This window comes from Roseateles sp., assembly GCF_031397715.1.
Taxonomy (GTDB): domain Bacteria; phylum Pseudomonadota; class Gammaproteobacteria; order Burkholderiales; family Burkholderiaceae_C; genus Paucibacter_A.
Genome location: NZ_JANNMI010000136.1, coordinates 1 through 14,172, shown reverse-complemented (window position 1 = coordinate 14,172; position 14,172 = coordinate 1). Strand labels below are relative to the sequence as shown.

Annotated in this window: 6 protein-coding genes and 1 pseudogene; 3 read left to right on the top strand and 4 right to left on the bottom strand. The window is 64.4% G+C overall.

The window, feature by feature from the left end; translation table 11 throughout:
- The 3 genes from RMO57_RS05920 to RMO57_RS05910 form a co-directional block, all read right to left on the bottom strand.
- Positions 1–991, bottom strand: a 991-nt coding sequence (locus RMO57_RS05920; protein WP_310385090.1) for a response regulator transcription factor, incomplete at its 3' end; no start/stop codon positions are given.
- Positions 992–1,160: 169 nt separating this feature from the next.
- Complete coding sequence (locus RMO57_RS05915; protein ID WP_310385088.1) at positions 1,161–1,382, bottom strand: cysteine-rich CWC family protein; 222 nt, start codon at positions 1,380–1,382, stop codon at positions 1,161–1,163.
- Positions 1,379–2,917: a malonyl-CoA synthase gene (locus RMO57_RS05910; protein ID WP_310385087.1), complete on the bottom strand. Its 1,539-nt coding sequence runs from the start codon at positions 2,915–2,917 to the stop codon at positions 1,379–1,381. Before RMO57_RS05910 ends, RMO57_RS05915 begins: the two co-directional genes overlap by 4 nt.
- A gap of 130 nt (positions 2,918–3,047) precedes the next feature.
- On the opposite strand from RMO57_RS05910, the gene RMO57_RS05905 reads away from it, so the two are divergent.
- On the top strand, positions 3,048–6,569 hold the full coding sequence (locus tag RMO57_RS05905; RefSeq protein WP_310385086.1) for a DEAD/DEAH box helicase: 3,522 nt from the start codon (positions 3,048–3,050) through the stop codon (positions 6,567–6,569).
- Between the two features lie 63 nt (positions 6,570–6,632).
- On the opposite strand, the gene RMO57_RS05900 is transcribed toward RMO57_RS05905, so the two are convergent.
- Positions 6,633–7,157 (bottom strand): response regulator, encoded by a 525-nt coding sequence (locus RMO57_RS05900; RefSeq protein WP_310385085.1) that lies wholly within the window; start codon positions 7,155–7,157, stop codon positions 6,633–6,635.
- 334 nt (positions 7,158–7,491) lie between these two features.
- Between RMO57_RS05900 and uvrA the strand changes: the two are divergent.
- Together uvrA and RMO57_RS05890 are read left to right on the top strand one after the other, a co-directional pair.
- Positions 7,492–13,160: pseudogene (gene uvrA / locus RMO57_RS05895) on the top strand (excinuclease ABC subunit UvrA).
- 227 nt (positions 13,161–13,387) lie between these two features.
- Positions 13,388–14,077 carry a transporter substrate-binding domain-containing protein gene (locus RMO57_RS05890; protein ID WP_310385083.1) on the top strand — a complete coding sequence of 230 codons (690 nt, stop codon included), beginning with the start codon at positions 13,388–13,390 and terminating at the stop codon, positions 14,075–14,077.
- Positions 14,078–14,172: the final 95 nt, after the last annotated feature.

The window sequence follows — 14,172 nt, the reverse complement described above, 5'->3', positions numbered from 1 at the left end:
CGAACAGCGCCAACACCTCGGTGGACTGCGCTTTGTTTTTGGCCGAGATGTCCGCCAGCGCCAGCCGGGTCATAGCAACCATCTTCATGACGGTGACGTTCAGTTCGCGCACGGCCAACTCATTGTCCAGCGCCGTCACCTTGGTGCATGCGCCCTCGATCAGCAAGGCAACGTTGTCGATGGCGCGGCCGTGGCGCTCGGACAGTTCGGGGTCCATGTCGGCCGGGCGCGTCATCGGCAGATCGCGCAAAAACACAATGACGCTGCCGAAATTGAAGCTGGTGTGCGGCCCAAACGGGCGTATGCGTGGGTCGGGATTTTGGGCGGCCACATGGTCCAGGATGGACAACTCAAGCGCCGTGCAGGCCGACCGGCTATTGAGTGAAATGGTGCCCAGCTTGCCCTGCATGCGGATGCAACCGTCCAGCCGGTAACGCTCAAATGACTCGAACAGCTTGGCGGCTATGCCGGCATAGTCGGTGCAGGCATTCAGCGCGCGCTGAAAGTCCAGCACGACGCCGACCTCGCCGACCATGTCGGCGCTGCTCATCACCGCATTGACCGCCTCATTGAGCTGGTCACCGAGCTCGCGCTTGACGGCCGAGACGGACAGCTGCCGCTCGATCTTGGCCATCAGCTCGGGCATCTCGAAGGGCTTGCAGACATAGTCATCGCCGCCGGCCGAATAGCCCAGCAGGCGCTCTTCGATCGAGCTGAGTGCGGACAAAAATATCACCGGCGTGCCGGCGGCGCCGGAGCTGCGCAGCTTGCGACAGGTTTCATAGCCGTCCATGCCGGGCATCATGCAGTCGAGCAGCACCAAGTCCGGCGACACCGAGCCGTCAATGATTTCCAGTGCCTGGGCGCCGCCGGGGGCGGTGAGGATGTTGTATTGATCGCTGAGCAGCTCTTCCATCAGGATCAAGATGTCGGGCGAATCGTCAACCACCAAGATGGTCGGCAGGGCTGCGTTGTGCTGAGGTGCGTTCATGCTGACTTTCGGCGCAAGGCTGAGGGCGGATTGGCGGAAATGGGCGGAAATGGGCGGAAATGGGCGGTCCTTTCATTTTGACCGCCTGTGGTCATCAATATTAGGGTCAGCGCCTTACCTGCATAGCGTCGATTAGGCGCGCGCTGTTGCGCCTAATTGGGTGACTGCTTCAAGCGGCGGGCGGGGTTGCCCGGTTGCTTTCAGCGTCAAGTTGTATGGACTTCAGGCAGGCAACGCACAAGCAACCGGCGTACTGCTGGGCCAATTGCTGGCGCAGCGCCGGGCTCAAATTCAGCTCGAAACAGTCGCAACGCGGCTCGGCGGCGCCGCAGTGGAAGGCGTTGCCGCAGCGTGGGCAGCGGTCGGCTTGAAGTTGGCCGGCGCTGCTCATGCGAACCAAGCCCGGTATTGCTCGCGCAGCCGATTCTTCTGCACCTTGCCCATCGCATTGCGCGGCAGTTCTTCGACGATGAACACCTGCTTGGGCACCTTGAAGCCGGCAATTTGCCGCTTCAGCTTGGCGATCAAGGCGTCACCGTCCGGGCTTTGATTCGGCTTGGCGACCAAGACGGCGACCACGGCCTCGCCGAAGTCGGCATGCGGCAGGCCGATCACCGCTGACTCGGCGACGCCGTCTAATTCATTCAAGTAGCCCTCGATCTCGGCCGGGTAGACATTGAAGCCGCCGGAGATGATCAGATCCTTGCTGCGGCCGACGATTGAGTAGTAGCCGTTGGCGTCGCAAAAGCCGACGTCGCCGGTCTTGAACCAGCCGTCGGCGCTGAACTCTGCTTGGGTTTTTTCCGGCATGCGCCAATAGCCGGCAAACACATTCGGGCCGCGCACCTCGATGGCACCGATCTCGCCCGGCGCGCAAAGCCGCTCGCCGTCCTTGCTGACGCGCACTTCGACGCCCGGCACGGCGGGGCCGACCGTGCCGCCGAGCCGGTCGCCGTCCAGGGCTCGGTAGGGGTTGGAGGTCAGCATCAGGGTCTCGCTCATGCCGTAACGTTCCAGTATCGTTTTTTGGCCGCTGCGCCTGCGCCATTCGGTGAAGGTGTCGAGCAGCAGCGGCGCCGATCCGCTGATGAACAGCCGCATGGGGGCGCAAGCGGCGGGCGTCAGCGCGGCCTCACCAAGCATCCGCAGATACAGCGTGGGCACGCCCATCAAGACCGTCGCCTCGGCAAAGCGGGCAATCACCGCCCGCGGCTCGAACTTGTTGAACCAGATCATCTTGGCGCCGGCCAATAGCGCGCCATGTGAGGCGACAAACAGGCCGTGCACATGAAAGATCGGCAGGGTGTGGATCAGCACGTCATCAATCCGCCAGCCCCACAAGTCTTTCAGCGTGCGGGCATTGCTGAGCAGGTTGGCGTGGCTCAGCAGCGCGCCTTTGCTGCGCCCGGTGGTGCCGCTGGTGTAGACAATCGCGGCCAAGTCGTTGTCGGCTCTTTCGGCAATGCTGTGTTCGTCGCTCATAGAAGCGGCGCGCTGCAGCAGGCTGCCGCTGCGGTCTTCATTGAGGCTGAAGACATAGCGCGTGCCGGCCAAAAACGCCAGCTTGGAGGCCCAGCCGAAATTGGCGCCGGCGCAGACCAGCACGGCCGGCTCGGCGTCGCGGAGAAAAAAGTCCAGCTCGGCCGCCTGGTAGGCGGGGTTGAGCGGCAAATAGACATAACCGGCCCGCAAGACGGCGAGGTAGAGCATCAGCGCTTCGACGCTTTTGGCGGTCTGCGCGGCGATGCGGCTGCCGGCCGGCAAATCCAGCGACAACAAGAGATTCGCCAGCATCGCGCTGCCGCGCTCCAGGTCGCGCCAGCTATAGCGCAAGCCCAGGCTTGGCCCGTCAGCGCATTCAATCGCGCAGCCGTCCAAGTCGGCGGGGAAGGCGCCCTGCAGGGCGGCAAAGAGATTGGCGTTCATGGCAGGCAGGATGGCTCACGGGGCTGAATGACGCGATTGTGACTTGGCGGCGCGGCGCGGCGTTCGCGTACAGTTCGCGGCTTTGTTGCAGAACGTCCCTAAACCTTCCAACAAGGCGCTGAGCAGGGCTATGGCGAGCGAATCTTCTCCTTCTTCATCATCCAATCTCTGGTTTGATCTGTCGGGCCTGGTGCGGGACTGTGACCCCGCCAGCTATATGCGCGGCCTGCAGCTGTACCGCACGCAAAAGGTGTTGGACCTGGCGATCAATCCGATCAAGCGGGGGTGGTTGGTCAGCGGCGAGGTGCAGGGCAGCCAGCGCGAACCCTATGAGCTGGGCATCGAGGTGTCACTCGGCCCGCGCGGCGCCTTGCTGGGCTGGGTCAGCGATTGCAGCTGCCCGGTGGGCTCGCAGTGCAAGCATGGCGTGGCCTTGATGATCAAGGCGGCCTACCAGGGCCGGCGCCTGCTGGCCGCACAGCCGGCCCCTGCCGACCTGCCCTTGCAGACCGCCAAGGCTGCGCCGACCAAAAAGCAACTGGAAGCAGCCGCCCGAGCGGAGCTGCTGCGCCAGCAGGAGCAAGCGCGGGCCGAGGCCGACGCGCAAGTGCTGCGCTGGCTGAATGAGCTTGAGCGCAGCAGCGCCCCGCAGCCGGCCGCCGAGGTCTACCGTTTTTTGGGTCAGCAGCAGCGCAAGCCGCAAGCACAGCGCACCGAGTGTTTTCTGTACCGACTTTCGCTGCAGGGCGCAGGCCCCGTGCTGCACCTGGAGGCGCTGACGTCCTACTTGAAGCCCAGCGGCGATTGGGCCGTAGCCAAGGCCCTGCGGCAAGCGCCCGAGGTGGGCCTGGCGGCGTTTGACCAGGCCGGCGAGGCCGACCTGGAGTTGCTGCAACTGATGCGCGCGATGCCGCCGCTGAAGACCGGCTATTACAGCAGTTATGCCTACCAGCCTGTCGTCAAGCTGGAGGGCAAGCTGGGCTTGCTGTTGCTGGAAAAAGCGGCCAGCACCGGGCGCTTGTTTGCGGCCGGCGGCAATAACTGGGCGGTCCATCCGCTGCAATGGGCGCAGCCCTTGGCGCTGGGCTGGACCTGGCAAGAACAGCTGCAAAGCGCGCTGGCCAACACCTGGGCCTTGCGGGCCGAATTCGCCGGCCGCGAGGCCCAGCTGTGCCTGAACAGCCCGCCGCTCTATCTCGACACCGTGCGCCGGCAATGCGGCCCGGTCTTGACGCCGGGCTTGACCCCTGCCCAAGTGGCCGCCTTGCTGAAGGCGCCGCCCATGCAGGCCGAGGCCTTGAAGAAGCACCAGCAGGCGCTGAGCCAGCAGCTCGGCGTGTTGCCGCTGCCGCCGATGTTGACGCCCATGGAGAGCCTGCTCGGCATCACGCCCACGCCTTGCTTGCAATTGCGTGCGACCACGCCAAATGAGGTCGAAACCGATGGGCTGATCGTGGCGCAGCTGCAGTTTGACTACGCGGGGCAGCGCGGCTTTTGGCCGGGGCAGGCCGCGCTGGTGATGGTCGACACGCCGAGCGGGCGGCTGCGTTTGCAGCGTGATTTGCCGGCCGAGGCGAGCGCCGTCGCTGCCTTGCGGCAATTGGGGCTGAGTGCCCTTGACGTGGCTCCTGCTTGTTACGGCATTGCCGGCAATGCCGCGCAACAGCCGTGGCTGGACTGGGCCGAGGCCGACTTCGAGCCTCTGCGCGCAGCTGGTTTTGAGCTGACGCTGGACGCTGGACTGAAGGATTGGATCTCGCACGCCGAGTCGCTGGACGTGAGCCTGCGGCCGGAGGGCGCTGGCGTGGATGGTGATGAAGAAGCCGGTGCCACCTCGCCCTGGTTTGATTTGTCGCTGGGCATGGAGATAGACGGCGAGCGCCACAACATCTTGCCCTTGCTGCCGGCGCTGATTGCCGCCTTGGCGCGCAGCCCGCTTGACCCCGTCAGCGGCGAGCCGGACATGCCTGCCCATGTCTACTTGCCCCGGCCGCCGCCGCAAGGTGGTTTCCTGCGCCTGCCCACGGCGGCGCTCAAGCCCTGGTTGGCCGCCTTGCTGGAACTGGTCGGTGACTTCAGTGGCGAGACGCTGAAAATCTCGCGCCTGGACGCGCTGCGCACCGTCGCCGGCCTGGGCGAGGGGGCGGTCTGGGCCGGTGCCGAGCGCCTGCGTGAGCTGGTGCAGCGCCTGAGTGGCCGCGCCGAGCTGCCCGAGGTGGCGCCCCCGCCCTCGCTGCGGGCCGAGCTGCGCCCTTATCAGCGCCAAGGCCTGAGCTGGTTGCAGTTCTTGCGCGAGCATGGCCTGGCCGGCATCTTGGCCGACGATATGGGCTTGGGCAAAACGCTGCAGACCCTGGCGCATATTCAGCTGGAGAAGGACGCCGGCCGGCTGACCCGGCCGGCGCTGATCATTGCGCCGGTCAGTTTGATGGGCAATTGGCGGCGCGAGACCGAACGCTTTTGCCCCGATTTGCGCTGTCTGGTGATCCACGGCAAGGACCGCCATGAGGTCGCGGATTCGATGGCCGAGCATGACATCGTGATCGCGCCCTATTCGCTCTTGCAGCGCGACAAGGAGCGCTGGCTGGAGGCGCAGTGGCACCTGGTGGTGCTGGATGAGGCCCAGAACATCAAGAACGCCAGCACCCATGCCGCACTAGTAGCGGGGCAGTTGCAGACCCGCCACCGGTTGTGCTTGTCGGGTACGCCGATGGAGAACCATCTGGGCGAAATTTGGAGCTTGTTCCACTTTTTGATGCCGGGGTTTTTGGGCAGCCAAAAGCGCTTTGCCGAGTTGTTCCGTACCCCGATCGAGAAGCAGGGCGACAGCGCGCGGCTGCAGCAGCTGCGCGCCCGCGTCACGCCCTTCATGTTGCGCCGGACCAAGGCGCTGGTGGCGACCGAGCTGCCGCCCAAGGTGGAAACGATTGAGCGGGTCGAGCTGGAGGGCAAGCAAGCCGACCTGTACGAAACCATTCGCCTAGGCATGGAAAAGACCGTGCGCGAGGCGCTCAGCAGCAAAGGCCTGGCCAAGTCACAAATCACCATCCTGGATGCGCTGATGAAGCTGCGCCAGGTCTGCTGTGACCCGCGTTTGCTGAAGCTGGCCGCCGCGCAGAAGGTCAAGAGCTCGGCCAAGCTGGAGCAGCTGATGACGCTGCTGCCCGAGATGGTGGCCGAAGGGCGGCGCATTCTGCTGTTCTCGCAGTTCACCAGCATGTTGACGCTGATCGAGGCCGAGCTGGAGAAGTGCGAGATCCCCTGGGTCAAGCTGACCGGCCAAAGCCAAAATCGCGATGCCTTGATCGAACAGTTCACCAGCGGCGCGGTGCCGGTGTTTTTGATCAGCCTGAAGGCCGGCGGCGTGGGGTTGAACTTGCCGCAGGCCGACACCGTGATCCATTACGACCCCTGGTGGAACCCGGCAGTCGAGAACCAGGCCACCGACCGCGCCCACCGCATTGGTCAGACGCAGACGGTGTTTGTCTACAAACTGGTCGCGCAGGGCACGATCGAGGAGCGCATCTTGGCGCTGCAAGAGCGCAAGGCCGCGCTGGCCGAGAGCATGTACAGCGGCTCGACCGGGCGCAAGCAGCCGCTCTTTACCGAGGGTGATTTGGCGGAGTTGCTGAAGCCGCTGGGGCAAGCTTGACCTGCCCGGGCTTTTTAGCGCCGGTAAGCGTGGTTTGTGAGTAATCCCGCTCGGACTGAAAAATCAGGATTTCAGTCCCGGCAACACCAGCCAGCGGCTCAGCCGGCCACGCAGGGCGATGAAATCCAAGGGCTTGGTCAGGTGCTCGTCCATGCCGGCGGCCATGCTGGCGGCGATATCGCTCTCCAAGGCATGGGCCGTCAGCGCCAGGATGGGGAAAGCCGGCAGTTGGCCGCTGCGCTGCAACTCGCGCAGCTGGCGGGTGCATTCCAGCCCGTCCATGCCGGGCATTTGGATGTCCATCAGCACCAGATCAGGCGGGCTGGCTTTGGCCGAGGCCAAGGCTTCGAGGCCGTTTTTGGCCAGACGGCTGCGCAGACCCATGACGGCCAGGAACTCCAGCGCCACCACTTGGTTGATTTGATTGTCTTCAACCAGCAGCACCACCGGTGGCTCGATGCCGGTGGCCAGCATGGCGCTGCGGCTATCGATGCCCGGGGGTAATGTCTTGGCGCTGTCGCCCGAGCCCTGGGCGGACATGCGCAACCAGTTGGCCGCGACGGCGCTTTTAAAACTGGTGGTTTCCATCCCGCTCCCTCTCACTTGCTTGCAGCCACAGCGACTGCTGCTTGAGCTCCCGGCCCGCCCCGCCCCGGCCGGCCCGCTTCTTCGGTCAAGACGCGCGCCATCGGTGAACAGCCCGGGGGCAGGCGCTACTCGGCATTGTTGCCGCTCTGTTGACCCACCGCAATCTGGCCTAGGGTAAATTGGCATTCAGGCGACACCCCCCCGGAATCGGGGCTTGACCTTACCGCCATGCGGCCAAACCCCATTTTTGTTGAACGGCATGATGCTACTGACAGCTTTCAGTGCTTGGGCTTCCTAGAATGGCTCTCCTCAGCGCAGTTACAGGCATCACTCCATGTCCGAAGGCACCATCCGCATCCGCGGCGCCCGTCAACACAATCTGAAGAACATCGATCTTGATTTGCACACGGGGGAGTTGACCGTCGTCACCGGGCCGAGCGGCTCGGGTAAATCGAGTTTGGTCTTTGACACCCTCTATGCCGAAGGCCAGCGCCGCTACGTCGAGACCTTCTCGGCCTATGCGCGCCAGTTCCTCGACCGCATGGACCGCCCCGCTGTTGACCGCGTCGACGGTGTGCCGCCGGCGATCGCCATCGACCAGACCAATCCGGTGCGCACCTCGCGCTCCACGGTCGGCACGATGACCGAGCTGAACGACCACCTGAAGCTCTTGTTCGCCCGCGCCGCCGAGCTGTTCGACCAGCAAACCGCGCTGCCGGTGCGGCATGACACGGCACAGACGATCTATTTGGAGTTGCTGGAGCGCACCAAGAGCGAAGATCCGCGCATTGTTTTGACCTTTCCGGTCGAGCTTCCGGCGACGACCAGCTCCGAGGAAGTGACGCAATGGCTGTCGGCCAGCGGTTTTACGAAGGTGCAGGCGGAGCGCGAGGTGGCTTCTATCACCGGGCCGCGCAAGCTGTTGGATGTAGTCGCCGATCGTTTTCGCCTGCAAGGCACTGACAAGCAGCGGGCGATGGAGGCGATCGAGCTGTGCCTGAAGCGCGGCAGCGGGCGGATGAATGTCTATGTCTTGGCCGTTGAAGAAGGGGTGGACGCAGAACTTTGGCGTTACTCCACCGGCCTGCATTGCCCGCAAAGCGATCTGCGCTACCAGGAGCCGCAGCCGCCGCTGTTTTCGTTCAACTCGGCCATGGGCGCTTGCGAGACCTGCCGGGGCTTCGGCCGGGTGATCGGCGTCGACCTCGGCCTGGTGATACCGGACGGCAAGAAGACGCTGCGCAATGGCGCGATCAAGACGCTGTCGACGCCGGCCTGGAAAGACAGCCAGGACGATCTCCTCAAGTACGCGGCCGACGCCGGCATACCGCGCGACACCTCTTGGAACCAGCTCTCGCCCGCCCAGCATGACTGGGTCATCAATGGCTCGCCCAACTGGACCGGCAACTGGAACAAGCAGTGGTACGGCGTCAAACGCTTCTTCGAGTATCTGGAGAGCAAGGCCTACAAGATGCATATCCGCGTGCTCTTGTCCAAGTACCGCAGTTACACCACGTGCGGCACTTGTGACGGCGCGCGGCTGAAGACCGAGTCACTGCTCTGGCGGGTCGGCTCGAAGGATTTGGCAGATTCTTTGTTGCCGGCGAGCCAGCGGCTGATGCCAAAGGGCGTGGCCTGGACGCGCGCGCAACTGGAGGCCTTGCCCGGCCTGGCCCTGCATGATTTGATGCAGCTGCCGATTCACCGGCTGCGCAGCTTTGTTGATCAGCTGCAGCTGCCCAGCACGCTGTTGGACGACGCGCTCAAATTGCTGCTGGAGGAGATCCGCAACCGGCTCAAATATCTTTGCGATGTCGGCATCGCCTACCTGACGCTGGACCGCCAAAGCCGCACGCTCAGCGGCGGCGAGGTGCAGCGCATCAACCTGACCACGGCCTTAGGTACGTCCTTGGTCAACACGCTGTTCGTGCTGGACGAGCCCAGCATCGGCCTGCACCCGCGCGATATGGGTCGCATCATCCAGGCCATGCAGCGACTGCGCGATGCCGGCAACACGCTGGTGGTGGTTGAGCATGACCCGGCGGTGATGCTGGCGGCCGACCGCCTGATCGATATGGGGCCGGGCCGGGTGAGCGCGGCGGCCAGATCGTGTTTGACGGCACGCCCGAGACGATTCGCGCGGCCGACACGCTGACCGGCGCTTATATGGGAGCGCGCAAGCTGGTCGGCATGGGGCTGAAGCGCGCGGTCGAGGCCAGCACGCCCAAGCTCATCCTGGAAGGCGTGCGTGAGCACAATCTGCGCAATGTGACGGTCGAGTTCCCCTTGCAGCGGCTGGTGGTGGTGACCGGCGTGTCCGGCTCGGGCAAGAGCACGCTGATGCAGGACGTTTTGTTCCCCGCGCTGGCCCGCCATTTTGGCCAGGCCTCCGAGACGCCGGGCGCACATGAACGCCTGCTCGGCGCCGACTGGTTGGCCGATGCGGTGTTCGTCGACCAGTCGCCGATTGGCAAGACCTCGCGCTCCAATCCGGCCTCCTATGTCGGCGCTTTTGATGAGCTGCGCAAGCTGTTCGCCGCCACGCCGATGGCGGCCGAGCGCAGCTACACCGCCGGTCATTTTTCATTCAATGCCGGCGACGGCCGCTGCGCCACTTGCGGCGGCTCGGGCTTCGAGCATGTCGAGATGCAATTTTTGTCCGACGTCTATCTGCGCTGCCCTGACTGTGACGGCCGGCGCTATCGGGCCGAGATGTTGGACGTCAAGCTCGACAGAGCCGAGCGCAGCATGAGCGTGGCCGACGTGCTTGAATTGACCGTTAGCGAAGCGGTGCGCTTGTTCAAAGACGACCGCGAGGTGGTCGCCAAGCTGCAGCCGATTGTTGATGTGGGGCTGGAGTATGTGAAGCTGGGCCAGCCGGTGCCGACGCTGTCGGGCGGCGAGGCGCAGCGGCTGAAGCTGGCCGGCTTCCTGGCCGAAGCGGCCAGCAAGCCGAGGCAGGCGCTGGCCAAAAAAGGCACGCTCTTCATGTTCGACGAGCCGACCACCGGCTTGCACTTTGATGACATCGCCAAGCTGATGCGGGCGCTGCGCAAATTGCTGACCATTGGCCATTCGCTGATCCTGATCGAGCACAACCTCGACGTGATTCGCGCGGCAGATTGGTTGATTGACCTCGGACCCGAGGGTGGCGAGGGTGGCGGCGAGCTGGTCTGCGTCGGCACGCCCGAGCAGGTCAAGGAGCACCCGACATCGCATACCGCGCTGGCGCTGCGCGAGTATTCGGCCCATATGGACCGGCCGGCCGTGGCCATTGACCACAAGGTCGAGGAGGGCGTGCCGCTGCAATCGCTGCTGCGTGCACGCCGTGCAAGGTCCACGGCCGACGAGGTGATTCAGATCGTCAATGCGCGTGAACACAATCTGCAATCGGTCAATGTCTCGATTCCGCGCGGCAAGTTCAATGTGATCACCGGCGTGTCGGGCTCGGGCAAGTCGACGCTGGCGTTCGATATCCTCTTCAACGAGGGCCAGCGCCGCTATCTGGAGTCGTTGAATGCCTATGCGCGCTCGATCGTGCAGCCGGCCGGCCGGCCCGAGGTCGACGCGGTCTGGGGCATCCCGCCGACGGTTGCCATCGAGCAGCGTCTCAGCCGTGGTGGGCGCAAGAGCACGGTGGCCACCACCACCGAGGTCTGGCATTTCCTGCGCCTGCTGTATGTGAAGTTAGGTATTCAGCATTGCGTGCATGACGGCACGCCGGTGCGGCCGCAAAGCGTCGAGTCGATCGCCGCCCAGCTGCTGCGCGATCACAAGGGTCAGCATGTCGGCCTGTTGGCGCCGCTGGTGATGAACCGCAAGGGCCTCTACACCGACCTGGCCAAATGGGCGAAGACGCGCGGCTACACGCATCTGCGCGTGGACGGCGAGTTCATCGCCACCGCGCCTTGGCCGCGCCTGGATCGCTTCAAGGAACACACGCTGGAGTTGCCGGTTGGTGATCTGATCATCTCCGCCGACAACGAAACTCAGTTGCGTGAACTGCTCGCCAAGGCCTTGGAGCTGGGCAAGGGCGTGCTGCATCTGTTGACGCCGCTGGACGGGCTGCACGAGGCGATCGCCGAGGCGCATTCGACGCTGGGGATTGGCACGGTCAAGGTCTTCAGCACCAAGCGCGCCTGCCCGACCTGCGGCACCAGCTACCCCGAGCTGGACCCGCGCATGTTCAGCTACAACAGCAAGCATGGCTGGTGCACGGGCTGCGTGGGCACAGGTCTGGCCTTGACGCGCGAGCAGCGTAAGGCCTTGGATGATTCCATTCAAGACGACAAAGGCGGCCGTGAGCAGAGCTTTGCCGGCCAGGAGGTCGAGATCGAAGGTCTGGTTGACCAGCCCTGCGGCGAATGTCATGGCGCACGCCTGAACCCTTCCGCGCGGGCGGTAACGTTTGAAGATCAGGCCATCAGCACGGTGGCATCCTGGAGCGTCAAGGACGCGCGCCTCTGGGTCGCCGAGCTGGAGCTGTTGGGACGTGACGCCGAAATTGCACGGGATGTGGTCAGCGAGATCAAGGGCCGGCTGGAGTTTCTGGAGGAAGTCGGCCTGGGCTATCTGACCTTGGACCGTGCCGCACCGACGCTGTCCGGCGGCGAAGCGCAGCGCATCCGCCTGGCGGCGCAGTTAGGCTCGAATCTGCAAGGCGTTTGCTATGTCTTGGATGAGCCGACGATTGGCCTGCATCCGCGCGACAACCAGATTCTCTTGAAGGCCTTGGGCCGTTTGAGCGACCTGGGCAATACCTTGGTGGTGGTCGAGCATGACGAGGACACGATACGCCGCGCCGACCACATCATCGACATTGGCCCCGGTGCGGGCAAGCGCGGTGGTCATGTGGTGGCAGAAGGCACGGTGGCCGATCTGGCGCTGCGGCCTGATTCGGTCACCGGGCGCTTTCTGTCCAAGCCGCTGATTCACCCCTTGGCGCCGCGCCGCGAGATGGTGGCTGACGCGCCGCGCCTGCGGGTCTTGGCAGCGACGCTACACAACCTCCAGCAGGTGACGGTCGATGTGCCGCTGCACCGCCTGGTCGCGGTGACCGGTGTGTCGGGCAGCGGCAAGAGTACGCTGGCCCGCGATGTGTTGCTGGCGAACATGGCGCAAGCCGTGCCGCTGCGCAAGGCGCCGGTCCATTGGATCGGCTGCGCCGGCATCGAAGGCCATGAGCTGGTCGACCGGGTGCTGGAAGTTGACCAGACGCCGATCGGCAAGACCCCGCGCAGCTGCCCGGCGACCTATATCGGTTTCTGGGACGCGATCCGCAAGCTCTTTGCCGACACCTTGGAAAGCCGCGCGCGCGGCTATGCGGCGAACCGCTTCAGCTTCAACACCGGCGAAGGTCGCTGCCCCGGCTGCGAAGGCCAGGGCATGCGCACCATCGCGATGAGCTTTCTGCCCGATGTGAAGGTGCTGTGCGACCAATGCCATGGCCAGCGCTTCAATCCGGAGACCTTGGGCGTTAGCTGGCGGGGCAAGAGCATCGGCGATGTGCTGGCGATGGAGGTCGACGAGGCCGCGCCGTTCTTCGCCGCGATGCCGGCGATCGGCCATCCGCTCAAGCTGATGCAAGACGTGGGCCTGGGTTATCTGACCCTGGGCCAACCGTCGCCGACGCTGTCCGGCGGCGAGGCCCAGCGCATGAAGCTGGTGTCCGAGTTGGTCAAGGTGCGCGACGAGGTCGGGCGGCGCGGCCAGAAGGCACCGCACACGCTCTATGTCTTGGATGAGCCGACCGTGGGCTTGCACATGGCCGATGTGGAGCGCCTGATCCGCGTGCTGCACCGGCTGGTGGCGGGCGGGCATTCGGTGGTGGTGATCGAGCATGATCTCGATGTGATCGCCGAAGCCGATTGGGTCATCGATCTGGGGCCGGATGGCGGCACGGCCGGCGGCGCGGTGGTGGTGGAGGGCACACCGGAGGCGGTGGTGGCTGCGGGTTCGCACACGGGGGTGGCGCTGCGGCCGGTGTTGGCCAGAAGTCCCTGATGGCCAGCTCCAACTGGTCGAAGCTTGAGTGGCTGAGTTTGCCGTGCTGTCGAAAGACCCAACGGCGGTCAAGCCGGGCCCCATCGCCGACATCAAGGTCACGGAAACGGCCATCTCGGGCAACCGACGCCTGAGTTCCTCGGTGCAGCGTTGGCGCCGAGCCGATGCTCGCCTCAAGTACATTCAGAACCCGCGTAGTTCGATTTTTGATAGCAGGGGTTTTGTTCATGTTGAGTAGAGAGCATTGGGTTACCGTGCGGCAGCAGCGGCAACTTGCGCGCGCAGTGGCAGTCTTGGCCCTCGGGCTGACCCTGCTGCGGCCGGTCAGCGCCGCGCCAGCTTCCCTGTGCCCGGACCATCCGATTCGCTTCGCCCATTACGAGTTTGGCATGGCCTACAGCAGCGGCTACGGCGGCATTGATGACGATCTGCAGAAGGAGCTCATGCGTCGCAGTGGCTGCGCATTCGAGGTCAGTTTGCAGCCACGTGCACGCACCTGGGTGGACCTCAAGAGCGGCAGCATCGACATGGCCGGCTCGGGCATCCAAACCGCCGAACGGGACGCCTTCGCCTGGTTCTTTCCCTACATCATCGAAGACAATGTGATGGTACTCGGCCCCCGGGTGCCTCGGAGCATGCAGTCGTTCAAGGCATTTTTGGCCGACCCGCAACTGACCTTGGGGGGGGTGCGCTCCTACCGCTACAGCGCCAACTACGACGCCTTTGTCGACCAACTCATTCTGGCGCGTCGGCACAGCGAGGCGGCCGACCCGGGCGCGCTGTTCCGCATGTTTGAAGCGCGGCGCTTCGATGCCTTCATCACCAATCCCTTGCTCTATATGTACTACGTCAGGGTCAAAGGCTTGCCGGATCCGCAGCCCGGGCTCAGGGCGAGCATTCGATCGATGCCGTCGTAGCGCGTCGCCTCGAAGGCCGGATTCACCAGCATCGTCAACGTGCCGAATTGGGAAGGCCATCCGCAGTTCAAACCGACGCTGGTGATGAAGCCATC